The sequence below is a fragment of the Pseudomonas sp. JUb42 genome, assembly GCF_024807945.1.
GTDB lineage: Bacteria > Pseudomonadota > Gammaproteobacteria > Pseudomonadales > Pseudomonadaceae > Aquipseudomonas.
Genome location: NZ_JANUFD010000016.1, coordinates 79,046 through 105,603, shown reverse-complemented (window position 1 = coordinate 105,603; position 26,558 = coordinate 79,046). Strand labels below are relative to the sequence as shown.

Sequence of the window (26,558 nt, the reverse complement as noted above, 5' to 3'; positions counted from 1 at the left end):
AGAACATTTGCATAAAATGAGCAAATCAATCATTTTTATGATCATTCAGTCATTTCGTGTGCAAGGCACAAGGAGATGAGAAGAGTCGTGGGAGCGAGGCTTGCCCGCGAAGAGGCCGTTACAGCCGATACTTATCCAGGGTCTGGAAGGTCCTTCGCGGGCAAGCCTCGCTCCAACGTCTATGCAAGCAAGGTCAATAGGTCGGCGGCGTAATCACCCAGATCACCACCGCATCGACCTCGCCCGGATTGCCGTAGCGATGCGGCTCCTGGCTGGCAAAGCGGAAGCTGTCGCCCGCTTGCAGGCGAAAATGCCGCTCGCCCACCCACAGCTCGAAACTGCCGGTGAGCACAAAGCCCACCTCTTCACCTTCGTGGGTGTAGCTGGTGCGGTTGTAGGCGCCGGGAGGGAAGCGCGAGTGGACCATTTCGATCTGCCCGCTGGGGCTTGGGGTCAGCAGTTGATCGTGGATGCCGTCGTCATAGTGGATGTTCTGACGGCTGTCCTTGCGCACCACATAGCCCGCGTCGGCGCTGGCGACTTCCATGCGCGTCGAGAAGAACCACTGGATATTCACGCCCAGGCAGCGGCCGATCTTCAGCAAGGTGTCTACCGAGGGCCGCGACAGGTCGCGTTCGAGCTGGCTGATGTAGCCCACCGACAGGTGGCTTTGCCGGGCCAGTTCGGCCAGGGTCAGGCCCTGGCGCTTGCGCAGGCCGCGAATGCGCTCACCGAGAAAGCTCTCGCTGGCGGGCGCGTCGTCCTGTCCGGGTTGCGCATCCATGGCGCTGTCGCGGGTCTTGCCTGATGTCATGTTTCCCTCGGTGCCCTGATGTCGATGAAGCAAGCCGCATTGTAGGGGGCATGGCCTGACAATAGTCCAATGCCTCGAGAGGATTTTAGCGATAGTGAAATTATTAGATTTTTTTTCACAAAAGAGTCTTTTCTGTCTATTTTTTTCACTGCGTCTGGATTAGTCTCTGGATCACGCCCACACCGAATGGGTGTCATAAAAAAATCAAGCTGCACCGGTCTGCGCAGAGTCCTTCTGCCTCATGGCCAGATCGCCCCGTTTATTCACTACGTGCCTGTTTAAATCCGTTTACCCCTGCGCAGCCTGGGAGCTTCAGCGTGTCTGATCGCCGCCCCTCCCTGTTTGCCGAGCAAGGCCTCTGGCCGTTAGGAAAATGTCGATGAACAGTAAAAAACTAAAAATTGCCTGTGCGTTGTTGATGCTCTCGCCTTTGCCCGCCCTTGCGGCAGAAAGCATGGTCATCGTCGGTTTCGGCGGTGCCGCGCAGAAAGTCCAGAACACCGCGATCTTCGAGCCCTTCGCGAAGAAGGCTGGGGTCGACGTGGTGCAGAGCGAATACAACGGCGAAATGGCCAAGATCAAAGTCATGGCCGAAACCGGCCATGCCGACTGGGACGTGGTTCAGGTCGAAGCACCGGATCTGGAGCGCGGCTGCGCCGAAGGCCTGTTCCAGAAACTCGACTGGAACAAACTCGGCGGCAGCGACCAACTGATCGCTGGCGCGAAACAGGACTGCGGTTCCGCTGCGCTGGTCTGGGGCATGCCGCTGGTGTATGCCACCGACAAGGTCAAGACCGCGCCGACGTCCTGGGCAGACTTCTGGGACACCACCAAATACCCCGGCAAACGCGGCCTGCGCAAAGGCGCCATGTACACCCTCGAATACGCCCTGCTGGCCGACGGCGTCGCGGCGGCCGACGTCTATAAAGTGCTGGGCACTCCGGCCGGGGTTGATCGCGCCTTCGCCAAGCTGGACAAGCTCAAGTCGTCGATCCAGTGGTGGGAAGCCGGCTCCCAGCCAATGCAGTGGCTGGCTTCGGGCGACGCGGTCATGAGTACCGCTTTTAGCGGTCGCGGCGCCGTAGCCGCCAGTGAAGGCCTGAAAGTTGCACCGCTGTGGCAAGGTTCGCTGTACAGCATGGACTACTGGGCCATCACCAAGCACTCGGCCCATAGCGACTCTGCCAACACGTTCATCGCCTACGCCAACCAGGCCGAGCCGCAGCAGAAGTTTGCCCATATGATCGCTTATGGCGTGACCAACAAATCCCTGGCCGACAAACTCGACGCCGACAAGGCCCCGTGGATTGCCACTTCGCCGCAAAACATGGCCGTGGCCGTGCCGTTGAATATCGAGTTCTGGGTCGACCACGGCGAAGAACTGGAAGAGCGCCTCAACGCTTGGCTCGCCCACTGACAGATCCCCCTGACCGGAGCCCTTATGGAACACCTTTACAGCCAGGAAGAATGGCAACTCAGGCAAGAGCTGGCAGCCTGCTATCGTCTGATCGCGCACTACCGCATGACCGACCTGATCTCGACGCATATCTCGGTACGCCTGCCCGGGCCTGAGCACCACTTCCTGATCAATCCCTATGGGCTGTTCTTCGAGGAGATTACCGCCTCGAACCTGGTCAAGATCGATCTGGACGGCAACAAGGTCCAGGACAGCGCCTACCCGGTCAACCCGGCCGGGTTCGTCATTCATAGCGCGATCCACCGTGCCCGCGAAGACGCCCAGTGCGTGCTGCACACCCACACCAGAGCCGGTTGCGCGGTGGCGGCCCAGGAAGGCGGCCTGCTGCCGGTCAACCAGATCTCCCTGGAGTTCTATGGTCGGGTGGCGTACCACGACTACGAAGGCATCGCCTTGAACTTCAGCGAACAGCAGCGCCTGGTAGAGGACCTTGGCAACAAGTCGGTGATGATCCTGCGCAACCACGGCCTGCTGACCGTGGGCGACAGCGTCAAGCAGGCGTTCCTGCGCATGTATTACCTGGAAAAGGCTTGCGAAATCCAGTTGGCCGCCCAGGCCGGTGGCACCCTGCGCTTGCCACCGGACGAAGTCTGCCGTCGTACCGAGCAGCAATTCAACGAACCGGGCAAGGACGTGCCCGAAGGCGAACTGAGCGACCCGGATGCCGTGCAGTTTGCCTGGGCGGCGTTGTTGCGGCTGTTGGATCGGATAGCGCCCGAATACAAGCTGTAGGATTCATCCGGCCATACTGCAAGGAGAGTGGTGGGAGGGAATTTTGTGGGAGCGAATTCATTCGCGAAAACGGCGGTGCAGTCGATGCAAATGTATTGGATGTACTACCCCCTTCGCGGATGAATCCGCTCCCACAGTTTCTGTGTTCAGCTCAGGGCCGCACAGCCCCATTCAAGCAGGTAAGATGTCCCCGCCCACAGGAGACCTGCCTTGTCCGCCACCCGCCCGCCCGTTCTCGATGAAATCGACCGCCAGCTGATCGCCGCCCTGCAACTCAATGCCAGGGAAAGCGTGGCCATGCTCGCCCGGCAACTGGGCATCGCCCGCACCACCGTGACCTCGCGCCTGGCCCGGCTAGAAAGCAGCAAGGTCATCACCGGTTACGGCGTGCGCCTGAGCCAGCGCGTGGTCGATGGCGGTTTGCAAGCGTATGTCGGCATCACCGTACAACCGCGCTCCGGCAAGGAAGTCCTGCGCCGCCTCAGCACCCTGGCCCAGGTGCAGCAGCTGTGTGCGGTCAGCGGCGAATTCGACTACGTCGCCTGGCTGCGCACTGACTCGCCCGAACAGCTCGACGAATTGCTGGACCTGATCGGCAGCGTCGATGGCGTCGAGAAGACCACCACCTCGATTATTCTCAGCAGCAAGATTGATCGCGGGCAGGTTTGATTATCGCGACTTCGTTGGAGCGAGGCTTGCCCGCGAACCAACCAACGTGGAGTGTCAGGCAAACCGCTTCGCGATCTTCGCGGGCAAGCCTCGCTCCAACGATCTAAATGCTCACCAATTTCGTCATATTGATAGAAAACCCTGCATAACGACGACACATTGCGTCTTATTAACGTGCCATCCCTTGTCTAGACTGTGCCCTTTCGCGTCCCAGCCGAACAAGGTCAGCCATGAACAACAATCGCCACCCCGCCGACGGCAAGAAACCCATCACTATCTTTGGCCCGGACTTCCCGTTCGCCTTCGATGCCTGGATCGAACATCCGGCGGGTCTGGGCTGCATTCCCGCCGAGCAGCATGGCGCGGAGGTGGCGATTGTCGGGGCCGGGATCGCCGGGCTGGTGGCGGCCTACGAGCTGATGAAGCTGGGCCTCAAGCCGGTGGTGTACGAGGCCTCGAAACTGGGCGGGCGCTTGCGCTCCCAGGCGTTCGAGGGTGCCGAAGGGGTGATTGCCGAGCTGGGTGGCATGCGCTTTCCGGTGTCGTCCACGGCCTTCTATCACTACGTCGACAAACTGGGCCTGGAGTCCAAGCCCTTCCCCAACCCGCTGACGCCGGCGTCCGGGAGCACGGTCATCGATCTGGAAGGCTCGACCTACTACGCCCAGTCCATCGCCGACCTGCCCGCGCTGTTTCAGGAAGTGGCCGACGCCTGGGCCGATGCCCTGGAAGCCGGCTCGCAATTCGCCGACATCCAGCAGGCCATCCGCGACCGCGATGTACCGCGTCTGAAACAGCTGTGGAACACCCTCGTGCCGCTGTGGGACGACCGCACTTTCTACGACTTCGTCGCCACCTCGAAAGCCTTCGCCAAGCTGTCTTTTGCCCACCGCGAAGTGTTCGGCCAGGTTGGTTTCGGCACCGGCGGCTGGGATTCGGACTTCCCCAATTCGATGCTGGAAATCTTCCGCGTGGTCATGACCAATTGCGACGATCACCAGCACCTGATCGTCGGCGGCGTCGAGCAGGTGCCCCAGGGCATCTGGCGCCATGTGCCGGAGCGTTGCGCCCACTGGCCCGAAGGCACCAGCCTGTCGTCGCTGCATCGCGGCGCGCCACGCGCCGGGGCCAAACGCATTGCCCGCGCCGCCGACGGACGCTTTGCCGTGACCGATGACTGGGGCAATGTCGGCCACTACGCCGCCGTGCTGACCACCTGCCAGAGCTGGCTGCTGACCACCCAGATCGACTGCGAGGAATCGCTGTTCTCGCAGAAGATGTGGATGGCCCTGGACCGCACCCGCTACATGCAGTCGTCGAAAACCTTCGTCATGGTCGACCGCCCGTTCTGGAAGGACAAAGACCCGGAAACCGGCCGCGATTTGATGAGCATGACCCTCACCGATCGCCTGACCCGCGGCACCTACCTGTTCGATAACGGCGAGGACAAGCCAGGGGTCATCTGCCTGTCCTACTCGTGGATGAGCGATGCCCTGAAAATGCTGCCGCAGCCCACCGACAAGCGGGTCAAGCTGGCCCTGGATGCGCTGAAAAAGATCTACCCGAAGGTCGATATCGCCGCCCATATCATCGGCGACCCAATCACCGTGTCCTGGGAGGCCGACCCGTACTTCCTCGGCGCTTTCAAAGGTGCATTGCCGGGCCATTACCGTTATAACCAACGTATGTACGCGCACTTCATGCAACAGGACATGCCTGCCGAACAGCGCGGCATCTTTATCGCGGGCGACGATGTATCGTGGACTCCGGCCTGGGTCGAAGGCGCGGTGCAGACCTCGCTCAATGCGGTGTGGGGGATCATGACCCACTTCGGTGGCAAGACCCACGCCGAAAACCCGGGCCCCGGCGATGTCTTCGCCGAGATCGGCCCGATTGCCTTGCCCGACTGATTGGAGGCACGCCCATGCGTATCGCGCTGTATCAATGTCCGCCCCTGCCGCTGGATATAGACGGCAACCTGCAGCGCCTGGCGCAGCAGGCGCGTATCGCTGCGCAACAGGGCGCGGACCTGCTGATCTGCCCGGAGATGTACCTCAGCGGCTACAACATCGGTGCCGCCGCCGTGCAGGAGCTGGCGCAATTGAACTACGGCCCGGCGGCCAGTCGCATTGCCGCCATTGGCCAGGCCAACGGCATCGCGATTCTGTACGGTTACCCCGAGCGCCATGACGGCCGGGTGTATAACGCCGTGCAGTTGATCGATGCCAAGGGCAACACCCTGGCCAACTACCGCAAGACCCATCTGTACGGCGATCTGGACCGGGCGATGTTCAGCCCCGGCGAAACCGCCCTGCCGATATTCGAACTGAACGGGTGGCGCCTGGGTCTGCTGATCTGCTACGACGTCGAGTTCCCGGAAAACACCCGTGATCTGGCCCTGGCCGGTGCCGATGTGATCCTGGTGCCGACCGCCAATATGGAACCCTACGATTTCGTCGCCGATGTCACGGTGCGTGCACGGGCCTATGAAAACCAGTGCTACGTGGCCTACGCCAACTATTGCGGCAGCGAAGGGCAGATCCGCTACTGCGGTCTGAGCAGCCTGTGTGCGCCGGATGGTAGCCGCATTGCCCTGGCCGGGCGCGACGAATTGCTGATCCTGGGTACTCTGGACCGACAGTTGCTCGACGATTCGCGCACGCTCAATCCTTACTTCAAGGATCGTCGGGCCGAGTTGTATACGCGCCTGAGCAACGACTGATTCGCGCCAACGCGTTAGCATGAGGGCTCCTTTGCCGAGCCCTTTGCCAGCCATGCCTGTCCAGCAGACCCGCGAAGACCTGACCCTGCCCAACGGCCTGCACGTAGTGCTGTGCCATGCGCCGCGCCTGAAACGCAGCGCAGCATCCCTGCGTGTGGCAGTGGGCAGCCATGATGCGCCCCAAGCATGGCCGGGGCTGGCGCACTTTCTTGAGCACCTGTTTTTCCTCGGCACCGAGCACTTTGCCGCAGCCGACAATCTGATGACCTTTGTCCAGCGCCACGGCGGCCAGGTCAACGCCAGCACCCGCGAGCGCTGCACGGATTTCTTTTTTGAACTGCCGCCCGACGCATTGGCCCAGGGTCTGGAGCGCCTGTGCGACATGCTCGCCCATCCGCGCATGACAATGGACGAGCAACTGCGTGAGCGGGAAGTGCTGCACGCCGAGTTCATCGCCTGGTCCCGGGATGCCAAGGCCCGTGCGCAGCAACAGACCTTGTCCGCCTTGTCGCCGCGCCACCCGCTGCGCGGCTTTCATGCCGGTAATCGCTACAGTCTGCCGGTGCCTGGCGCTGCGTTTCAGCAAGGACTGAAAGATTTCTATCAGCGCTTTTATCAGGCTGGGCAAATGCGCCTTTGTCTGACCGGGCCGCAGTCGCTAGATGAGTTGCGGGCGATAGCATTGAGTGCGGGCGGGGTATTTGCGCCGGGGGCTCGCATTGCCCAGACTCCCCCGCCGCCGTTGTTCGACAGGCCTTCGACGGCCCCGCTGTTGTTTGCCTGCGAAAAATTGCCGGACGGGGCGGATGAAGCGCTGGGGTTTTTCTGTAGCTGGTTGGGTGAAGCGCAGGTGATTTATCAGTTTGCCGGGCAGGCGTTGCTCAAGGTTGACTCTGTTGTTGGCGCCGCCTTCGCGAATAAATTCGCTCCCACAGGTTCTCAATACGCTCTGGTGGGAGCGGATTCATCCGCGAAAGGGCCTCTGGTATTTTTCGATTGGCTGACCTTCTTCAAAACCCACTGGCCCGCCCTGCGCCACGAATACAACCTGCGCCAACAACTGCGCCTGCACACCTGCAGCGCTCTGGACCTGGCTCATCACCACGCCCGCGAATTGCCCGGCGAGCTGTCCGAACAAGGCGCCCTGGCCCTTGCCGCCCTGCTCGATCAGCTTCAGGGGCCAACCCCTGCTACAACCTTCGGATGGCAATTACCCGCGCCCAATCCCTTCCTTACCTCGGCCGCCACTGCCACTGACGAAGCCGCGCTATTTGTGCGCTGGCAGCTACCCGCCGCCAACCCGCTGCTCTGGCGCAGGATCAAATTCAGCTTCGGCGCACTGACCGAACAGGCCAACGAAGCCGGTGTCAGCCTGAGCTTTATGGCCTATGACGTTTACTGGCAACTGACCCTGACCGGCCTCGCCGCGCCCATGGCTGCGATTGTCGATGACGCCCTGCGCTGCCTGACGACGCCGAACCCGGACGAGCCCGCCGACGAAGCGCCACCGATCCCCATTCGTCAGTTGCTCAAGCACCTGCCGGATTACAACTTGCCCGACCAATCCAGCGAAACCGCAGACCTGTCACTGCTCTGGCAAGACAGCCACTGGATCGCCTTTGCCCACGGCGCACCGCTGACGCAATTGCTGCCGCCAACACCTCTGCCCGGCACTGAATCTCTGTCAAGCCATGCGCCTCTGGCCGTTCAGCCCGGCCGACACTGGTCCGTTCATCCCTGCGACTCAACCGAGCACGCCCTGCTGTTGTTCTGCCCGGCGCCCGGCACTGACCTGGCCTTTGAAGCGGCCTGGCGTCTGCTCGCCCATCTGGCTCAGGCGCCCTTCTATCAGCGTTTGCGGGTCGAACTGCAACTGGGTTACGCGGTATTCAGCGGTATTCGTCAGCTTAACGGGCAGGTCGGCTGGTTATTCGGCGTGCAATCGCCAGGGGCGCCCGTCGGCCAATTGGCCGAGCATATCGAAGCGTTTATCGACGACCTGCCACGACTTGTTGCCAGCGCCGATCTGCCCAGTCAGGCCAAGGCCCTGGCCAAGCAATTCGAACCGCAGGCCCTGGAGTGCGCCCAGGCCGCGCAGTTGCTGTGGCAAGCCCATCTGGCCGGACACGGCGATGACTACTTCGAAGCGTTGCGAAGAGCCATCGCCCGACTGGACGTTTCGACCCTGCAACAAGCCGCAATACGTCTTAAACAAACCTTCATATACATCGCTACACACACGCCTGAACGTTTGCAGCCACAGCTGGACTAACCTTGTAACGCCCATCGCGGCATTTACCCGGAGGAAACGCTTATGTGGACCAAACCGACCTACACAGACCTGCGCATCGGCTTCGAAGTGACCATGTACTTCGCCAACCGTTGAGCACAGCGCGGCACGAAGCCCCGGTTCGCCGGGGCTTTTTCATGTCACGGTAGATGCGAGACCGGTAGGACTGGCTTTAGCCGGGAGAGCGCCCTCCCGGCTAAAGCCGGTCCTACGACAAAGAAGGATTTGAGACGCCCATGCATATCCAGATTCTCGGCTCAGCCGCCGGCGGTGGTTTCCCGCAATGGAACTGCAACTGCGCCAATTGTGCGGGCCTGCGTGACGGCAGCCTCAACGCGAAAGCGCGCACCCAGTCCTCCATGGCCCTGTCCGATGACGGCGTGAACTGGGTGCTGTGCAACGCCTCCCCGGATATCCGCGCGCAACTGCACAACTTCGCGCCCATGCAGCCGGGCCGGGCACTGCGCGATACCGGGATTGCCGCGATCATCCTGATGGACAGCCAGATCGACCACACCACCGGCCTGCTCAGCCTGCGCGAAGGTTGCCCGCATCAGGTCTGGTGTACCGAGATGGTCCATGAAGACTTGAGCACCGGCTTCCCGCTGTTCGACATGCTCAAGCACTGGAACGGCGGCCTGGTGTGGAACCGCATCGAGCTGCAGGGCAGCTTCACCATTGCCGCCTGCCCGAATTTACGCTTTACCCCGCTGCCTCTGCGCAGTGCCGCACCGCCTTATTCGCCCCACCGTTTCGACCCGCATCCCGGCGACAACATTGGCCTGATCGTCGAGGACCTGAAGACCGGCGGCCGGCTGTTCTACGCCCCAGGCCTCGGTCAGGTCGATGACGCCCTGCTGGGCCAGATGCAGCAGGCCGATTGTCTGCTGGTGGACGGCACCTTGTGGGACGACGACGAAATGCAAAAGCGCGGTGTCGGCACCCGCACCGGACGGGAAATGGGCCATCTGGCGCAGAGCGGCGTGGGCGGCATGCTCGACGTGCTGGAGCGTCTGCCACGCCAGCGTAAAGTCCTCATCCACATCAACAACACCAACCCGATCCTCGACGAAGACTCGCCGCAAAGGGCCGAACTGGCGCGGCGCGAGATCGAAGTGGCGTTTGATGGGATGAGTATCGAGTTGTAGCAAATCCAGCGACCCACACAAATCCTGTGGGAGCGAGGCTTGCCCGTGAAGAGGCCAGGACAACCGACACATATCCTGGGCCAGAGAGAACGCATTGCGGGCAAGCCTCGCTCCCATAAAGTCCAGCCAGGGAACACGGATTATGAGCGAACACCCAGCACTATCCCCCGCCGAATTCGAGCGGGCCTTGCGCGCCAAGGGCGCCTATTACCATATCCATCACCCCTTCCATGTCGCCATGTACGAAGGGCGGGCCAGCCGCGAGCAGATTCAGGGCTGGGTCGCCAATCGTTTCTACTATCAGGTCAATATCCCGCTGAAAGATGCGGCGATCATGGCCAACTGCCCGGACCGTAATGTCCGTCGCGAATGGATTCAGCGCATGATCGACCACGACGGCGCACCCGGCGAAGACGGCGGCATCGAAGCCTGGCTGCGCTTGGGCGAGGCCGTGGGTCTCGACCCGGAGCAACTGCGTTCCCAGGAACTGGTGCTGCCCGGCGTACGCTTTGCCGTCGATGCCTACGTCAACTTCGCCCGCCGCGCCAGTTGGCAGGAAGCCGCCAGCAGCTCGCTGACTGAAATGTTCGCACCGCTCATCCATCAGTCGCGCCTGGACAGCTGGCCGCAGCACTACCCGTGGATCGACCCCAGCGGCTACGAATACTTCCGCAGCCGCCTGAGTCAGGCCCGACGCGATGTCGAGCACGGGCTGGCCATCACCCTGGAGCACTACACCACCTTTGAGGGCCAGCAGCGCATGCTGGAAATCCTCCAGTTCAAACTGGACATTTTGTGGAGCATGCTGGACGCCATGAGCATGGCCTACGAGCTGCACAGGCCGCCCTATCACAGCGTCACCGACCAACGGGTCTGGCACCGGGGGATCGAGTTATGAGTTTTGATCGCGAGCGTATTCCAAACTGGCGGCGTGGCTATCGTTACCAGTTCGAACCGGCGCAAAACGGCCATGTGCTGCTCTACCCGGAAGGCATGATCAAGCTCAACGAAAGCGCCGCCGCCATCGGTGGCCTGATCGACGGGCAGCGCTCGGTGGCGGCGATCATCGCCCTGCTCGACGAGCAATTCCCCGGCGTGCCGGAGCTTGGTGAGGACGTCGAGCAATTCATGGAGGTCGCCCGTGCTGAACACTGGATCGAACTTGCCTGAGCTGCCGCCCAAGCCCGAAACAGGCCTGCCGCTGTGGTTGCTCGCCGAGCTGACCTACCGTTGCCCGCTGCAATGCCCGTACTGCTCCAACCCGTTGGATTTTGCCCAGCAGGGCCAGGAGCTGAGCACCGAACAATGGTTCAAGGTCATGACCGAAGCGCGGCAGATGGGCGCGGCGCAGATTGGTTTTTCCGGCGGCGAACCGCTGGTCCGCCAGGACCTCGCCGAGCTGATCCGCGAAGCTCGGCGCCTGGGCTTTTACACCAACCTGATCACCTCCGGTATCGGCCTCACCGAACAAAAGATCATCGACTTCAAGGAAGCCGGGCTGGACCATATTCAGATTAGCTTCCAGGCCAGTGACGAGCAGGTAAATAACATGCTCGCAGGCTCGAAAAAGGCCTTCGCCCACAAACTGGAGATGGCCAAAGCGGTGAAGAAGCATGGCTACCCCATGGTCCTCAACTTCGTCACCCACCGGCACAACATTGACCGCATCGACCGCATCATCGAGCTGTGCCTGGCCCTGGAAGCGGACTTCGTCGAGCTGGCCACCTGTCAGTTCTACGGCTGGGCCTACCTCAATCGCGCAGGCCTGCTGCCGAGCAAAGAACAATTGGTCCGGGCCGAGCGCATCACCAACGAATACCGCGACAAGCTGGCGGCCGAGGATCATCCGTGCAAGCTGATCTTCGTCACCCCCGACTATTATGAAGAGCGGCCCAAAGCCTGCATGAACGGCTGGGGCAGCCTGTTCCTCACCGTCACCCCGGACGGCACCGCCCTGCCCTGTCACGGCGCGCGGCAGATGCCGATCCAGTTCCCCAACGTGCGCGACCATAACCTGCAACACATCTGGTACGACTCGTTCGGCTTCAACCGTTTCCGTGGCTATGACTGGATGCCCGAGCCCTGCCGCTCGTGCGACGAGAAGGAAAAGGACTTCGGCGGCTGCCGTTGTCAGGCCTTCATGCTGACCGGGAATGCGGCAAATGCTGACCCCGTATGCGGAAAATCCTTAGATCATAAATTGATCATTCAAGCGCGCGAAGAAGCCGGGTATGCTAGCCAAAAAATAGACGAGATGGCATTTCGCAATGACAGAAATTCGCGCCTCATCGCTAGATCCTGAAACCCTCACAGCAGCCCAGGCCGTAGCGGCAGGCGTTGACTTTGCGGAACTGCAAATCAGCCCGGCCGGCCTGTTCTGGAATGAATATCGCCCCGCCGAGGGCAGCAGCCGAATATGGCGCAGGTTCGAGGAAACCATCACCTGCCTGACGCCTGCCGAGTTCAGCGTGCGCAGCCGGGTCTATGAATACGGTGGTGGCGCGTTCTGCCTGACGGAAGACTCGGTCATCTTCGTCAACGAAAGCGATCAACAGATTTATGTGCAGCCCTTCGAAGAAGGCGAGCCCAAGGCCCTCACCCGTGGGCGCAAGCGCTACGGCGACCTGCACTTCTCCAACGGCCTGGTCCTGGCCGTGGAGGAAGACAAGGACATCCATCAACTGGTGTCCCTCGACATCCGCGACGGCAAGCGCCTGGTCCTGGCCCGTGGCGCCGATTTCTACGCCTCGCCGACCATGAGCCCGGACGGCCAGCGCCTGGCCTGGGTCGAATGGTTCAAACCCCATCAACCCTGGACCAGCACATTGCTGATGATGTGCAAGCGTCTGGAGACCGGCGGCTGGTCTGAACCGCGCTGCCTGGCTGGGGATCGTGATGAAGAATCGATCCAGCAGCCCTGCTTCGATGCACATAACCGCCTGTACTGCCTGAGCGATCAGGAAGGGTACTGGCAGCCGTGCGTCGAAGGCTCGTTCGGCCTGACCCACCTCAAGGCTGCCGATGCCGACCACGCCCCGGCGCCGTGGCAACTGGGCGGTCGTAGCTGGCTGGCCATCGACATGGGGGCTTACCTCGCCAGTTGGTCGGAAAACGGCGTTGCGGTGCTGGGCCTGCGTGACAACCATGGCGTAGTCACCGACTACAGCGGCGAATATAGCCGCTTCCGCAGCCTGACCATCGACGACGAAAACATTTACTGCGTCGCCGCCTCGGCCACCTGCCTGCCCACCGTCATTGCCATCAACCGCAAGACGCGCAAATCAAAGATGATTGCCGGTGGCGGCTCACCGCTGCCCGCCGCCCGTATCAGCCGTGCGCAACCGCTGCGCTATGCCAGCGGCCCGAACGGCAAGGTCCAGGCCTACGGCTACTTCTACCCGCCGATCAACGGCGCGGCCAAACCGCCACTGGTGGTATTTATCCATGGCGGCCCAACCTCGGCCTGCTATCCGGTGCTCGACCTGCGCATCCAGTATTGGAGCCAGCGCGGCTTTGCCGTGGCCGACCTCAACTATCGCGGCAGCACCGGCTACGGCCGCATCTACCGCAACGCCTTGCACCTGAACTGGGGCGTGGCCGACGTCGATGATGCCTGCGCCGTGGTCACCCACCTGGCCGAGCGCGGTCTGATCAACGAACAACAGGCGTTCATCCGCGGCGGCAGTGCCGGCGGCTATACCGCCCTGTGCGCGTTGGCCTTCCGCCACGTCTTCCGCGGCGGCGCCAGCCTGTATGGCGTCAGCGACCCGCTTGCACTGAGCAAGGTCACCCACAAGTTTGAGGCGCAATACCTGGATTGGCTGATCGGCGATCCGGACAAGGAGGCGGAGCGCTACCAGACCCGCACCCCGCTGCTCCACGCCGCGCGCATTCACGTACCGGTGATCTTCTTCCAGGGCGAACTCGACGTCGTGGTCGTCCCGGAACAGACCCGCACCATGGTCAAGGCCCTGCAAAGCAACGGCACCCGCGTCGAAGCCCACTACTATCCCGACGAACAGCACGGCTTCCGCAAGGCCAAAAACCAGGCCGATGCGTTGGAGAAGGAGTGCGCGTTCTATCAGACGGTGCTGGAGGGGGAGCGGCGGCAGAGTAGCCATTGATCGTCAGGGTCACGCCCTGGCGCTAAGGCGCTAACGTGGGAGTCGTCTTGCTGGCGATGCGGTAGAACAGCCGACACATTCATCGGCTGGTCAAAAGCAATTGCCAGCAAGCCGGCGCCTGCGGGACATGCTTTCACTTCGGGTCCCGCGGCTTGCTTAAATCTGAACGGGCCTATTTACGGCTGGCGATGATGTAGACCGCATGGATGATGCCGGGGAAGTAGCCCAGCAGCGTCAGCAGGATATTGAGCCAGAACGCCCCGGCAAAACCGACCTGAAGGAACACACCCAGCGGCGGCAGCAGAATGGCGATGATGATACGGATGATATCCATGGGTCAGGCTCCTGATGGTGGGCGTTCAATTACGCCCTATAGCTAATCGACCTTGAGGCTGCATCAGGGTTCCACGGGGAAATGGCATCGAGCCAGTATCATGAGGTCATCCCCTTCCCCTGTAGGAGCTGCCGAAGGCTGCGAAAGCGGTGTGTCAGATGACTCCATTCGCCGCCTTCGGCAGCTCCTACAGGGTATCGCCGCTTTCGCAATAAAAAAGCCCCGCACCAAGACCTCCGGTGCGGGGCAACGCGTTACTAACGCGACGGTTCGGTTTACACAGAGAGATCAGGCCGGTTGGCTGCGGCCTTGATTCAGGCGGGCGGTCCGGGCCCGGGCGAAGGCACGACCCAGTCGCTGGAGCATTTCGTCGATATTGGCGCGGCTGACGGTCAGAGCCGGGGAGAAGCGCAGGCAGTCGGCTTGCGGGGCATTGAGCAGCAGGCCCTCAAGTTGTGCGGCGGCGACCACGGCAGCGGCTGAATCGCTATCCAGTTGCATGCCCCAGAGCAGGCCCTGGCCGCGCACTTCGCCGTGTTGATAGCGCAGGCTCAGACGGGTCAGACCCTGTTGCAGGTACTCGCCGGTCTCGCGTACTCGCTGCAAAAAACCTTCCTCCAGCACGCTGTGCAGCACGGCCAGCCCGGCGGCCGTCATCAGCGCATTGCCATGATGGCTGCCCTCCAGCTCACCCGGTTCGGCGCAGCAGGCTTTGCCTCGCGCCAGCAAGGCCGCCAGAGGCACACCGCCGCCCAGGCCTTTGCCAAGGACGACAATATCGGCGCGAATGTCGTAGGTCTCTTCGCAAAGCAAAGTGCCGCAGCGGCCAATGCCGGTCTGCACTTCATCGAGGATCAGCAGGATGCCCAGTTCACGGCACAGCTTGGCCACGCCTTGCAGATAGTCATGGGTGGCGGGGATGACCCCCGCTTCGCTCTGGATTGGCTCGAGGATAATCGCCACGGTCTGGGCATCGACAGCGCTGTGCAGCGCAGCCAGATCGTTGAATGGCACCTGGCTGAAGCCGGGCAGGCCATTCTCGTAGCCCGAAGCCGATAGCGCGGTGATACTGCGGCCATGGCAGCCTTGCCGCGCAGTGATGATGCCAATGGCGCCGCCACGGTGGATCCGGCCCCATTTGCGCGCCAGCTTGATCGCGGCTTCGCAGGCCTCGCTGCCGCTGTTGAGCAGGTAGGCCTGATCGCTACCGGTGCTTTCGCACAGACGTTGCGCCAGGTCGACCACGCCGCGATGGTGCAGGCCGGCGCCGGGGTTGATCAGGGCCATGGCCTGATTATTCAAGGCCCGAATCAGCACGGCCGGGCTGTGGCCGAGGCTGTTCACCGCGCCGCCCTGGTTGAAGTCCAGGTACGGGCGGCCTTCGCAGTCCCACAGCCACGAGCCCTGACCACGGACGAATACCGGATCACTGCGCTCGGCACCCGGCATCAGATGGCGGCTGGAAATATCCCGGCGTTGCGCGGGCAAGGCCTGGCTTTGGGTGGCGTCGTCAATATCAATGACCGGGCGTCGCAACTTGAACAGATTCATGCGCGCAACCCTTCCAGTGGCAGGCCGAGCAAACGGTCGGTCCAATCCTCGACCCGACCGCTGCGCAGGCGCTTGAGGGCAATGTCGCGCCAGCGTGAAGACAGCGCCGAGCAATCCACCAGCTTCTTCAGGTTGCTGTGCTCCAGCGGCTCCAGAAAAAAGCTGCGTAAGGCCCAAGCCACGGTCAGGCCGGGATAGCTGCGCTGGATCAGTTCGAGGGAGTCCTCGGCGCTGACAAAACCGGGCTTGAGCACACGATAGAACCAGCCGCAACGCCCCGTGTCCTGTGCCTCCTGTGGCAAATCCTGCAGACCCCAGTGCTGGCTGAGACGATAGCAGGGCGAGCGCGGCTGGCTGACTTGCAACAAGGCGCCGCCCCAGCGAAACATATCGCCCAGGCACACCTGTTCTTCGGTGACGCCATGGGTCGCGAGGTTTTCGCCGAAGGCTGGCGCGCTCCAGTCGATATGCGGATAAAGCTTGCGCCAGTAGGCGTAGTGCTCGGCCGGGTAGTGATGCACCGCCCGCTCGGGGCCGGTATGGAAGCGCGGGTCGCCATGCTCATCAGTGCCGAGGCCCTGTGGCCACAACCAGATGCGGCGGTCAAGGCGCTGCTTGTCGACATCAATGATCAATCCGTGACCTAGGTTTTTCGCTTTCCCTATGTAAACACCATCAACAGTCACGTTGCCCATCACGATTTTTAGCCCTCACGCCCTTGGAATAGGTGCTAGACTATGCCCACGAGCGACGTCCGGCCATTTCGATTTTCGAGCTTTTTCGATAAGAGTTACTTATGGATATGCGGCAACTGCGATATTTCGTCGCGGTGTTTGAAGAAGGCCATGTGGGCCGGGCTGCGGAGCGTCTTTCGCTATCGCAACCAGCTTTGTCGCAGCAGATCCGCCATCTGGAAACCAGCCTGGATGTCAGTCTGTTCGAACGCAGCAGCAAACGCCTGTTGCCGACCCTGGCGGCCCATACGTTGTACAACCATGCGGTGCCGTTGCTCGAAGGCATGGAGCGCGCCCGCGAGGCCTTGCGTCACTTCAAGGGCCAGGCCCTGCGCACGTTGGCCATCGGCGTACTGCAGACCGTGCACCCCAGCCTGGTGCCGCAGATGCTCGAACGCATCCGCAAGGCCCAGCCGCACCTGGTAGTGCAGATCTACGAGCTGACCGGCATGGAAGTGGAGCGACGCCTGCTCAATGGCTCGCTGGATATCGGCATCAGCTACCTGCCGCCGCGCCAACCGGGCCTGCACAGCCTGTTGCTGTACGAAGACGAGTTGCAACTGGTCATGCCCGCCAGCCACCCGTTGCGCGAGTTCAAAAAGGTGTCGCTGAATCAAGCGGCGGACTTGCCAATGCTATTGCTGGGCGAGGAGTTTCAGGTTCGCCAGTTGTGGCAGACGCAGCTGGCCAATCTGGGGCGCCGACCTCACGTGCAGGCCGAGCTCAACAGCATGGCGGTGATTCTCGACAGCCTGGAACACACCCATCTGGTCACCGTGCTACCCGGCCGCGCCCGACAAGCGCAACAAAACCCTGAGTTGCTATGGAAGCCTCTCAGCGAGCCAAGGGTGCCTTTGCAGATTGGTCTGGTTTATCGCGATGCGCAGCGCCAGCAGGCAACCATCGAGTTGCTGCGTTCGTTGCTGGAAGATGTGCGCACGGCACCACTGGAAGGCTTGGCGCCGACCTGAATCGCGCGCACAAAGAAAACCCCGCCGAAGCGGGGTTTTGCATATGGTTTCCCGTGATATCCCTTTCGTCCCACCATCCTGGCAGGCTTTCCCTACGTGTCCCTGTTATCTATTTAAGCGCATCCTGCGCGACGTCCATGTGAAGTAGATTAGCTTTGGATCCATTTTGCCGATATGGCCAAACAGCACCACGGCGTGTAAGCAAATGCTTACAAATTCATTTCCGCTGATTAACTGCAACGGGATCTGTAGGAGCTGCCGCAGGCTGCGATCGGGTTTATTCGTCAAACCGTCTTCGCAGCCTTCGGCAGCTCCTACATTGGGTTGCGCGCCAGCCGCACGAACACTCGCGTTCAGATCATCAGAACTGCGACGCGTCCAGCAGGAACAGCGATTCGCTGCCTGCCCGCACCGACGCATTGAGCGAGTGAATGCGCGGCAGCAGACGAGCGAAGAAGAAGCGCGCGGTGCCCAGTTTGCTGGCGTAGAAGTCTTCCTGTTGTTCCTTGCCCAGTGCGGCCTTGGCCATCATCGCCCACAGATAAGCGTAGGCGGTGTAGCCGAAGACATGCAGATACTCGACTGACGCGGCGCCGATTTCGTTGGGGTTGTTGCGCGAGCGATCCAGTACCCAGCCGGTCAGTTCGTCCAGCGTGGTCAAGGCGGCGCTCAGGGGCTTGGTGAATTCGCTGACAGAGCTGTCGCATGAGGCGATGAACTGACGGATCTCGTCAGCGAACAGGTTGTAGTACGCCCCGCCGCTGCCAACGATCTTGCGCCCGACCAGATCCAGCGCCTGAATACCGTTGGTGCCTTCGTAGATCTGAGTGATGCGCACGTCGCGCACCAGTTGCTCCTGGCCCCACTCGCGAATGTAGCCATGGCCGCCGAATACTTGCTGGCCATGTACGGTGGTTTCCAGGCCCAGGTCGGTGAGGAAAGCCTTGGCGACCGGAGTCAGCAGGGCGACCAATGCGTCGGCACGTTCACGCTCGGCGTCGTCTTCGCTGTATTTCGCGGTGTCCAGTTGCATGGCCACGTAGGTGGAGAACGCACGACCGCCTTCGTTGTTGGCCTTCATGGTCAGCAACATGCGGCGCACGTCCGGATGGACGATGATCGGGTCGGCCACCTTGTCTTTCTGCTGCGCACCCGTCGGCGCGCGGCTTTGCAAGCGGTCGCGGGCGTAGTCCACGGCGTTCTGATAGGAGCGCTCACCCGAGGCCAGGCCCTGAATGCCGACGCCCAGACGCTCGTAGTTCATCATGGTGAACATCGCCGCCAGGCCCTTGTTCGGCTCGCCGACCAGATAACCGGTGGCGCCATCGAAGTTGATCACGCAGGTGGCCGAGGCCTGGATGCCCATCTTGTGCTCGATGGAGCCGCAACTGACGGTATTGCGCTCGCCCAGGCTGCCATCGGCATTGACCATGAATTTGGGCACCAGGAACAGCGAGATGCCTTTAGGGCCGGCTGGCGCATCGGGCAGCTTGGCCAGGACCAGATGGATGATGTTCTCGGTCAGGTCGTGTTCGCCGCCGGTGATGAAGATTTTCGTGCCGCTGATCTTGTAGGCACCATCGGTCTGAGGCTCGGCCTTGGTGCGAATGATACCCAGATCGGTACCGGCGTGGGCTTCGGTCAGGCACATCGACCCGGCCCAAGTGCCGGCGTACATGTTCGGCAGGTAGGTCGCTTTCAGTTCTTCGGTAGCGTGGGTATTGATCGATACGCAGGCGCCGGACGTCAGCATCGGATATAGACCGAAGGCCAGGCTCGCCGAGTTGAGCATTTCCTCGACCTGGGCCGAGACCACCTTGGGCATGCCCATACCGCCGAACTCAGGGTTGCCGCCGACACCCACCCAGCCGCCTTCGGCGTAGGTCTGGTAGGCCTGGGGGAAACCGGCGGGCGTGGTGACTGCGGTGTCTTTCCAGTGGCAGCCTTCTTCGTCGGCCGCGCGGCTCAGGGGCGCGATGGTTTTGCTGGTGACCTTGCCGGCTTCTTCAAGAATCGCTTCGACGGTTTCGGCATCGACCACATCTGCCAGTTGCGGCAGCCGGGCCCAGCGCTTGGACACTTCGAAGACTTCATTGAGGACAAAGCGCATATCGCGCAGGGGGGCTTTGTAGTCAGCCATGGCATACCTCGCAAAACAGGAGCTGGATCCTGGGGGAATGACCCGGCTCACAAGTTTCAGAGCCGCAGTGTCGATTGCGGCCGAGTGTATCCCAAGATCATTTGCGACACATAGGGTCAAGTAGTGACCATTTATCTTATTTTGGTCACAAAGCAGATGACCGTATCGCCTGCAACGGTGGGAGCGAATTCATTCGCGAAGAGGCCGGTGCATCCAATAGATATTCGTCGCCTGGAATGTCGCTTTCGCGAATAAATTCGCTCCCACAGTTGGCACCCACTTGAGTCGCTCTCATCCCCCAGTTTGTATCGCACAGAGATGATTACCCCGCCATCTCCGGCGCCCGTACTGCGCCGCGCTTGCTCTGCTGGCCAAATACCATGACGCAGTTACGCCCTGCGCCCTTGGCGCTGTAAAGCGCCTGGTCGGCAGACTTGAGCACTTCGTCCGGCGTGCGGTGTTCCGGCAGGCGTTCGGCGACGCCGATGCTGACAGTCACCGAAACCGCAGAAGCCCCTGCACCGCCACGCTTCTGCCGCCCCTGCAGATCGTCCTGGGGGCGACTGTCAGGGTTGCGCAGCTGGATGCTGTAGTTGGCGATGGACTCGCGGATAACTTCGAGGTGCGGCAGGCATTCCTCCACCGTCTTGCCCGCGAAGACAATGGCAAATTCCTCACCGCCATAGCGATAGGCACGCCCGCCGCCGTTGGTGATCTTCGCCAGTTTGCTCGCCACCAGACGCAATACCTGGTCGCCGACATCATGGCCATGGGTGTCGTTGAATTTCTTGAAGTGGTCGACGTCGCCCATGGCCAACACATAGTTGCGGCCCAGGCGCTGCATCCGTTCGTTGAGCGCGCGACGCCCCGGCAGACCGGTGAGCTCGTCGCGGAAGGCCATCTGATAGGCCTCATGGGCTACCGCAGCGGCGATCATCAGCATCACCTGGCTGCACAGAATATTCAGGGTGAACGGCAGAATGAAGGTTTTCGGCAAGGCCCAAAACAGCCCGAGCAGCCCCACCAGTTGCGCCGCATGCAAGGGCCGCGGCTTTTGCACGTACTGGGTGATCAACAAACCGAAGGCCAGCAGGAACATCGCGTAGGAAAGCTGGATCAGGCTCATCCACGAGCCGTGCAGCGCTGGCCAGCGGATGTCCGCCAGCCAGGCCAGCAGCGCCTCCGGGTAACTCTGCTCAAGGCCCAGGGCGACGCCGCCCACCGCCAGCAGCACAGCGGCGCGGGCCACCATGTCCTGCAGCAAGTGCGTGCGCTCCTCCCAGGCAGCAAATACGCCATACAAGACCGGCAGCAACAGGCAGATCAGGTGGAACACCACCGCCGCGTCTTCGCGGACCTTGCCGTTGTCCCGGTAGTAATCGGTCTGGGTATCAAGCAGGAAATAGGCGACGTACACCGTGAGCATCAGAAACAGCTCACGCTGGCGCCGGTACACCGTGCAGTAGGCTCCGCCCAGCAGCAGCACCAGGGTCGGCAGGACGTTGAACAGTGAAGTGAAGAAGACGTTCAGGTCCTTGACGTAGGCGGCTGCGAGCCCGGCGAGAAGAAGCACCAATGAGGGCACGAAATGGCTGAAGCGTGTAGCTGAAGAACGCAGCAAGGGGGTGTCTCCTACCCGGCACCAGGGTAAAGAACTCGTATGATGGCATTGTGCCCTCAACGGATGATTAATGCATTCAGTAGTACTAAATAGCAGGCTTCTTTCTTTAACGGCAGGAAAGGGAAAAGGTTTATCGGCGCTGCATGAAGGTTATTTAACCGTCTGGGACAGTTCGATGCCCTGTGGGAGCGAATTCATTCGCGAAGGCGTCGGTACATCCACCTTTATCAGAACAGGCAAGAGCTTTCGCGAATGAATTCGCTCCCACACCTCACTCCAACAGGGTTCTTCAGGAAAAAAAAAGCCGCCTCCCCATACAGGGAGGCGGCCTTTGAGAAAAACGCAACGGGGACTTAGTAGCCCAGTGCGAAATCTTCTTCTTTCATGTCCATCAGGTTGTGGGCACCCGACAGGATCGCGGCCACGTGGGTACGGGTACGCGGCAGGATGCGCTGGAAGTAGAAGCGAGCAGTCTGCAACTTGGCGTTGTAGAAGGCTTCTTCAGTGGTGCCAGCGGCCAGTTTTTCTGCTGCCAGACGCGCCATGTCAGCCCAGAAGTAAGCCAGGCAGGCGTAACCCGAATACATCACGTAGTCCACCGAGGCCGCGCCCACTTCTTCGCGGTCTTTCATGGCGGCCATGCCGATCTTCATGGTCAGCTCGCCCCACTCTTTGTTCAGTGCTGCCAGCGGGGTGACGAACTCCTGAACAGCAGCGTTGCCTTCGTTGCCCTGGCAGAACTTGTGGACGATCTTGGTGAAGCTTTTCAGTGCTTCGCCTTGGCTCATCAGCACTTTGCGGCCCAGCAGGTCGAGCGCCTGGATGCCGGTGGTGCCTTCGTACAGCATGGAAATGCGGCTGTCGCGAACATTCTGCTCCATGCCCCACTCGGCGATAAAGCCGTGGCCGCCGTAGATCTGTACGCCATGGTTGGCGGACTCGAAGCCCACTTCAGTCATGAAGGCCTTGGCGATCGGCGTCATGAAAGCCAGCAGTGCATCAGCGGCTTTCTTGGCGTCGGCGTCTTCGCTGTACTTGACGATATCGACCTGTTTGGCAGTGAAGTACACCATGGCCCGCGTACCTTCGGCGAAAGCCTTCATGGTCAGCAGCATGCGGCGTACGTCCGGGTGCACGATGATCGCGTCAGCGGCTTTTTCCGGAGATTTCGGACCGGTCAGGGAACGCATCTGCAGACGTTCACGAGCGTATTTCAGGCCGCCCTGGAAACCGATTTCGGCGTGGGCCAGGCCTTGCAGCGCAGTACCCAGGCGCGCGGTGTTCATGAACGTGAACATGCAGTTCAGGCCCTTGTTCGCCGGGCCGATCAGGTAACCGGTCGCGCCATCGAAATTCATCACGCAGGTGGCGTTGCCGTGAATGCCCATCTTGTGTTCGATGGAACCGCAAGTGACGGCGTTGCGCTCACCGATGCTGCCTTCGATCGAAGGAATGAACTTGGGCACGATGAACAGCGAGATACCTTTGGTGCCGGCCGGTGCATCGGGCAGGCGGGCCAGGACGATATGGACGATGTTATCGGCCATGTCGTGCTCACCGGCGGAGATGAAAATCTTGGTGCCGGACACCTTGTAGCTGCCGTCGGCCTGAGGCTCGGCCTTGGTGCGCAGCATGCCCAGGTCAGTGCCGCAGTGCGGTTCGGTCAGGCACATGGTGCCGGTCCATTCGCCGGAAACCAGTTTGGTCAGATAAGCGTCTTGCTGCTCTGGCGTGCCGTGCTCGGAAATGGTGTTCATCGCGCCATGGGACAGGCCTGGGTACATGCCCCACGACCAGTTGGCTTCACCGACCATCTCGCTGACTGCCAGGCCCAGAGACTCAGGCAGGCCCTGGCCGCCATGAGCGACGTCATGGGCCAGGCTTGGCCAGCCGCCTTCGACGAATTGCTTGTATGCCTGTTTGAAGCCGGTCGGCGTCTTCACGCCGGTTTCACTCCAGGTGCAGCCCTCGGTATCGCCTACACGGTTCAGCGGAGCCAGTACCTGCTCGCAGAACTTGGCGCCCTCTTCGAGAATGGCGTCCACCATGTCAGGCGTAGCGTCCTGGCAAGCCGGCAGGCTTTCGTAGTGAGCTGCGTAACCGAGCAGTTCGTCACGTACGAAGCGAATATCACGCAAGGGGGCCTTGTATTCAGGCATAGCGATAAACCTCTGCTGATGAATCCTGGAATGAGTGACCGATCGGTGCGATGAAGAGCACCGGACAACTCTCTGATGCCTGTCGATCAAACGGGTGTTTGAAACATACGTTTACGCCCAAATCTTGTCAAGCGGGCTGCGTCGATTTAGGTGGGAGCGTGGCTTGCCCGCGAAAGCGAATTTTGGCTTGGGAAGAATAGATGGGATGCACTGACTTCTTCGCGGGCAAGCCACGCTCCCACAATGATTTGTGCGATAACAGAAAGTCTAGTTGAGCAGGAAGGTGTTGCGAGGGCGATACAAGGAAGTGATAGCGAAAGATTCATACGGCTGCCGTGCGCAGATTCGCACGGCAAGAAGGGGCTATATCAAGCAGTTACGTTGATCAGGCAGTTACGTTAATCAATGTACCGAGCATTTCGTCGCTGGCCTTTTGCACAGCGGCACCGGCCTGAACCTGGTTCTTGCCCGACTCCAACTCAACGACGTTAGTCGCCAAATCCGAACGCTGGGAACGGTCAACCGCGCGCAAACGCTCCAACTGGAAATCCGAAGACTGGCTGCGGCCAGAGATTTCGATGTTGTTGTTGGCGAGCTGACTGGCTGCCTGATCGACACGAGTCTCGCCAACCTGCATGGCGCTGAGGCCCGGGTAAACGGAGTTGTTCAATGTCACTTGCATGGAATGATCCTCTGTTCAGAAAGCGAACATGGCTATTGAAACAGCAATAGAGGCGGAATACCCGACAAAAAGACTAATGGCAGTTAGCCGCCTCATAGATGGCAACCATAGCCCGCATCATACAAGGCCTTAGCATGAGGCTGGGGTGCCGCCTGTTCAATCCAACCCGACAGGCAGCACGTCCAATTGCGACGTGGGTCACACCGCCTGGATCATTCCCGGCCCTTCTGCTGGCAGCCGTCGTCGCTCTGCGCCTGCAACAGGTTGGCCTGGGTCAGGTTGCAACCGGCCGGTACGCTGCGGGTCAGCCAGACATTACCGCCAATGGTCGAGCCCTGGCCGATGGTGATGCGCCCAAGAATGGTCGCACCGGCATAGATCACTACGTCGTCCTCGACTATCGGGTGACGCGCATGGCCTTTCTGCAACTGGCCGTCTTCATCGGCCGGGAAGCGTTTGGCGCCCAGGGTCACCGCCTGATAGATACGCACGCGCTCGCCAATGATCGCGGTTTCGCCGATCACCACACCCGTCCCGTGGTCAATAAAGAAGCTGGCGCCGATCTGCGCGCCGGGGTGGATGTCGATGCCGGTGGCCGAGTGGGCGAGTTCCGAACTGATCCGCGCCAGCAGCGGCAAGCCGGCGCGATACAAATAGTGGGCCAGGCGGTGATGGATCACCGCGAGGATCCCCGGATAGCACAGCAGCACTTCATCGACACTGCGGGCGGCCGGGTCGCCGTGATAGGCGGCCAGCACGTCGGTATCGAGCAACAGGCGAATCCCCGGCAGGGCCGTGGCAAAACCCTGAATCAACTCCAGGGCTTTCTGGTCCAGGCCGGACACGTCCTCGCCGCGCTGATGGGCGACGTAGCGCAGCTCCAGGCGGGCCTGGGCCAGCAGCGCGTTGAGCGCCACGTCCAAGGTATGGCCGACATAGAAATCCTCGCTCTCTTCACGCAGATCCACCGGCCCCAGACGCATGGGGAACAGCGCGCCACTGAGGGCTTCGAGGATCTCCGCCATGGCCGCGCGCGAAGGCAGTTCGCGGCCGCCATGCTCGCCGCTGACCCGGCCATTGCGGGTGCGCCAGTCGGCCCGTGCTTCACGCAGCTGGCTGACGATGCCCTGCAATTGCCAATGACTGGAGCGACCGTTGACGGCGGCTTTGGTTAGTTCGCTCACGCTGACATCTCCTGACAGGACGCGGCCTTTTATGGTGGCGACCGCTGATGCGGCCACTCTACGGCAAACTTTTATGGGGAAAAAATAACAATTTGTGTAGAGCTTAAGCGCTCATCGCATAAGTACGTGACGGTTGATGTGGGGGAAACCTCTGCCCTATAGTCCTGCGACTTATCTGTACGGCTCATCGACCCTCATGATCAAACAACAGCTCGCCCGCTTTAACCGCCTGGACCTGCTAGGTGCGCCGACGCCGCTGGTGAAACTGGAACGCCTGTCTGAGTGGGCGGGGCGCGATATCTACGTCAAGCGTGACGACACCACGCCGCTGGCGCTGGGCGGCAACAAGCTGCGCAAGCTCGAGTACCTGGCCGCCGATGCCCTGGCCCAGGGTGCCGACACCCTGGTCACCGCCGGCGCCATCCAGTCCAACCACGTCCGCCAGACCGCTGCGCTGGCCGCGCAACTGGGCCTGGGCTGCGTAGCCCTGCTGGAAAACCCCATCGCCAGTGAAGACAGCAACTACCTGCACAACGGCAACCGCCTGCTGTTGGACCTGTTCGACGCCCGGGTCGAACTGGTGGAAAACCTCGATAACGCCGATGAACAGTTGCAGGCCGTCGCTGCGCGCCTTAGCTCCAGCGGCAAGAAGCCATATCTGGTGCCCATCGGCGGCTCCAATGCCCTCGGTGCCCTGGGTTACGTGCGGGCCGGGCTGGAACTGGCCGAGCAGATCAAAATGACCGGCCTGGATTTCGCTGCAGTCGTGTTGGCCTCGGGCAGCGCAGGCACCCATAGCGGCCTGGCACTGGCCCTGGCCGAAGAGCTGCCGGGCCTGCCTGTCGTGGGTGTCACCGTGTCGCGTCCGGAAGAAACCCAGTTCCCGAAAGTACAGGGCCTGGCCGAACGCACCGCCGAGCTGTTGGGCGTGCCGCTGCCGGACGCCTTTAAAGTGCACCTGTGGGACGAGTATTACGGCCCGCGCTACGGCGAGCCCAATGCGGGCACCCTGGCCGCCGTGAAACTGGTCGCCAGCCATGAAGGTCTGTTGCTCGATCCGGTCTATACCGGCAAGGCCATGGCCGGTTTGCTCGACGGCATCGGTCGCCAGCGTTTCGACGACGGCCCGCTGATATTCCTGCATACCGGCGGTGCCCCGGCGCTGTTTGCTTATCCCGGGGTATTCGGCGACTGACCGCCATAGAC

The 26,558-nt window shown here is 61.3% G+C and carries 23 protein-coding genes; 14 read left to right on the top strand and 9 right to left on the bottom strand.

The annotated features are described in order from the left end of the window. Positions 1–193: 193 nt before the first annotated feature. A complete protein-coding gene (locus M2401_RS27180) occupies positions 194–784 on the bottom strand; it encodes a helix-turn-helix domain-containing protein (RefSeq protein ID WP_259108508.1) in 591 nt (196 codons plus the stop codon). Between the two features lie 403 nt (positions 785–1,187). Between M2401_RS27180 and M2401_RS27175 the strand changes: the two genes are divergently transcribed. The 12 genes from M2401_RS27175 (at position 1,188) to M2401_RS27120 (ending at position 13,976) form a co-directional block, all read left to right on the top strand. Further along, entirely contained in the window at positions 1,188–2,231 is a 1,044-nt protein-coding gene (locus tag M2401_RS27175) for an ABC transporter substrate-binding protein (protein WP_409033990.1), read from the top strand. Positions 2,232–2,255: 24 nt separating this feature from the next. Then, on the top strand, positions 2,256–3,023 hold the full coding sequence (locus M2401_RS27170) for a class II aldolase/adducin family protein (RefSeq protein ID WP_259108311.1): 768 nt from the start codon (positions 2,256–2,258) through the stop codon (positions 3,021–3,023). Between the two features lie 210 nt (positions 3,024–3,233). Continuing rightward, positions 3,234–3,692 carry an Lrp/AsnC family transcriptional regulator gene (locus M2401_RS27165; protein WP_259108294.1) on the top strand — a complete coding sequence of 153 codons (459 nt, stop codon included), beginning with the start codon at positions 3,234–3,236 and terminating at the stop codon, positions 3,690–3,692. Between the two features lie 230 nt (positions 3,693–3,922). Continuing rightward, a complete protein-coding gene (locus tag M2401_RS27160; RefSeq protein ID WP_259108278.1) occupies positions 3,923–5,602 on the top strand; it encodes an NAD(P)/FAD-dependent oxidoreductase in 1,680 nt (559 codons plus the stop codon). A gap of 14 nt (positions 5,603–5,616) precedes the next feature. Next, on the top strand, positions 5,617–6,414 hold the full coding sequence (locus M2401_RS27155) for a carbon-nitrogen hydrolase family protein (protein WP_259108276.1): 798 nt from the start codon (positions 5,617–5,619) through the stop codon (positions 6,412–6,414). Positions 6,415–6,466: 52 nt separating this feature from the next. Further along, the gene (gene pqqF / locus M2401_RS27150; protein WP_409033992.1) at positions 6,467–8,686 is read left to right on the top strand and encodes a pyrroloquinoline quinone biosynthesis protein PqqF; all 2,220 of its coding nucleotides are present in this window, start codon (positions 6,467–6,469) and stop codon (positions 8,684–8,686) included. 42 nt (positions 8,687–8,728) lie between these two features. Next, a complete protein-coding gene (gene pqqA / locus M2401_RS27145; RefSeq protein ID WP_124086857.1) occupies positions 8,729–8,800 on the top strand; it encodes a pyrroloquinoline quinone precursor peptide PqqA in 72 nt (23 codons plus the stop codon). A gap of 140 nt (positions 8,801–8,940) precedes the next feature. Beyond that, positions 8,941–9,852 carry a pyrroloquinoline quinone biosynthesis protein PqqB gene (gene pqqB, locus M2401_RS27140; protein ID WP_259108262.1) on the top strand — a complete coding sequence of 304 codons (912 nt, stop codon included), beginning with the start codon at positions 8,941–8,943 and terminating at the stop codon, positions 9,850–9,852. Between the two features lie 142 nt (positions 9,853–9,994). Next, positions 9,995–10,750, top strand: coding sequence for a pyrroloquinoline-quinone synthase PqqC (gene pqqC, locus M2401_RS27135; RefSeq protein WP_259108260.1), 756 nt, complete (start codon positions 9,995–9,997; stop codon positions 10,748–10,750). Next, the gene (gene pqqD, locus M2401_RS27130) at positions 10,747–11,022 is read left to right on the top strand and encodes a pyrroloquinoline quinone biosynthesis peptide chaperone PqqD (protein WP_259108259.1); all 276 of its coding nucleotides are present in this window, start codon (positions 10,747–10,749) and stop codon (positions 11,020–11,022) included. Before pqqC ends, pqqD begins: the two co-directional genes overlap by 4 nt. Further along, the gene (gene pqqE, locus M2401_RS27125; RefSeq protein ID WP_259108256.1) at positions 10,994–12,154 is read left to right on the top strand and encodes a pyrroloquinoline quinone biosynthesis protein PqqE; all 1,161 of its coding nucleotides are present in this window, start codon (positions 10,994–10,996) and stop codon (positions 12,152–12,154) included. The genes pqqD and pqqE overlap by 29 nt, the downstream gene beginning before the upstream one ends. Next, positions 12,120–13,976 carry a S9 family peptidase gene (locus tag M2401_RS27120; protein WP_259108253.1) on the top strand — a complete coding sequence of 619 codons (1,857 nt, stop codon included), beginning with the start codon at positions 12,120–12,122 and terminating at the stop codon, positions 13,974–13,976. The genes pqqE and M2401_RS27120 overlap by 35 nt, the downstream gene beginning before the upstream one ends. Before the next feature lie 172 nt (positions 13,977–14,148). Here M2401_RS27120 and M2401_RS27115 read toward each other — a convergent pair whose 3' ends face one another. The 3 genes from M2401_RS27115 to M2401_RS27105 all read right to left on the bottom strand — a co-directional run bounded on the left by M2401_RS27115 (position 14,149) and on the right by M2401_RS27105 (position 16,556). Continuing rightward, complete coding sequence (locus tag M2401_RS27115) at positions 14,149–14,310, bottom strand: YqaE/Pmp3 family membrane protein (protein WP_081564967.1); 162 nt, start codon at positions 14,308–14,310, stop codon at positions 14,149–14,151. A gap of 288 nt (positions 14,311–14,598) precedes the next feature. Then, positions 14,599–15,861 (bottom strand): aspartate aminotransferase family protein, encoded by a 1,263-nt coding sequence (locus M2401_RS27110; protein WP_259108250.1) that lies wholly within the window; start codon positions 15,859–15,861, stop codon positions 14,599–14,601. Further along, the gene (locus M2401_RS27105; protein ID WP_259108247.1) at positions 15,858–16,556 is read right to left on the bottom strand and encodes an MOSC domain-containing protein; all 699 of its coding nucleotides are present in this window, start codon (positions 16,554–16,556) and stop codon (positions 15,858–15,860) included. The genes M2401_RS27110 and M2401_RS27105 overlap by 4 nt, the downstream gene beginning before the upstream one ends. A gap of 101 nt (positions 16,557–16,657) precedes the next feature. On the opposite strand from M2401_RS27105, the gene M2401_RS27100 reads away from it, so the two are divergent. Next, positions 16,658–17,566: a LysR family transcriptional regulator gene (locus tag M2401_RS27100; protein WP_259108246.1), complete on the top strand. Its 909-nt coding sequence runs from the start codon at positions 16,658–16,660 to the stop codon at positions 17,564–17,566. A gap of 361 nt (positions 17,567–17,927) precedes the next feature. Here M2401_RS27100 and M2401_RS27095 read toward each other — a convergent pair whose 3' ends face one another. From M2401_RS27095 to epsC, 5 genes are all read right to left on the bottom strand, one after another. Further along, the gene (locus tag M2401_RS27095) at positions 17,928–19,706 is read right to left on the bottom strand and encodes an acyl-CoA dehydrogenase C-terminal domain-containing protein (RefSeq protein WP_259108244.1); all 1,779 of its coding nucleotides are present in this window, start codon (positions 19,704–19,706) and stop codon (positions 17,928–17,930) included. 322 nt (positions 19,707–20,028) lie between these two features. Continuing rightward, positions 20,029–21,327, bottom strand: a complete 1,299-nt coding sequence (locus M2401_RS27090) for a GGDEF domain-containing protein (RefSeq protein WP_259108241.1) — start codon at positions 21,325–21,327, stop codon at positions 20,029–20,031. Positions 21,328–21,680: 353 nt separating this feature from the next. Continuing rightward, positions 21,681–23,486: a phenylacyl-CoA dehydrogenase gene (locus M2401_RS27085; protein WP_259108240.1), complete on the bottom strand. Its 1,806-nt coding sequence runs from the start codon at positions 23,484–23,486 to the stop codon at positions 21,681–21,683. A gap of 385 nt (positions 23,487–23,871) precedes the next feature. Further along, positions 23,872–24,168 carry a pyrroloquinoline quinone biosynthesis protein PqqE gene (locus M2401_RS27080; protein ID WP_259108237.1) on the bottom strand — a complete coding sequence of 99 codons (297 nt, stop codon included), beginning with the start codon at positions 24,166–24,168 and terminating at the stop codon, positions 23,872–23,874. Between the two features lie 212 nt (positions 24,169–24,380). Further along, entirely contained in the window at positions 24,381–25,352 is a 972-nt protein-coding gene (epsC, locus tag M2401_RS27075) for a serine O-acetyltransferase EpsC (RefSeq protein WP_259108235.1), read from the bottom strand. Between the two features lie 196 nt (positions 25,353–25,548). On the opposite strand from epsC, the gene M2401_RS27070 reads away from it, so the two are divergent. Continuing rightward, positions 25,549–26,547 (top strand): D-cysteine desulfhydrase, encoded by a 999-nt coding sequence (locus M2401_RS27070; protein WP_259108233.1) that lies wholly within the window; start codon positions 25,549–25,551, stop codon positions 26,545–26,547. Positions 26,548–26,558 lie beyond the last annotated feature (11 nt).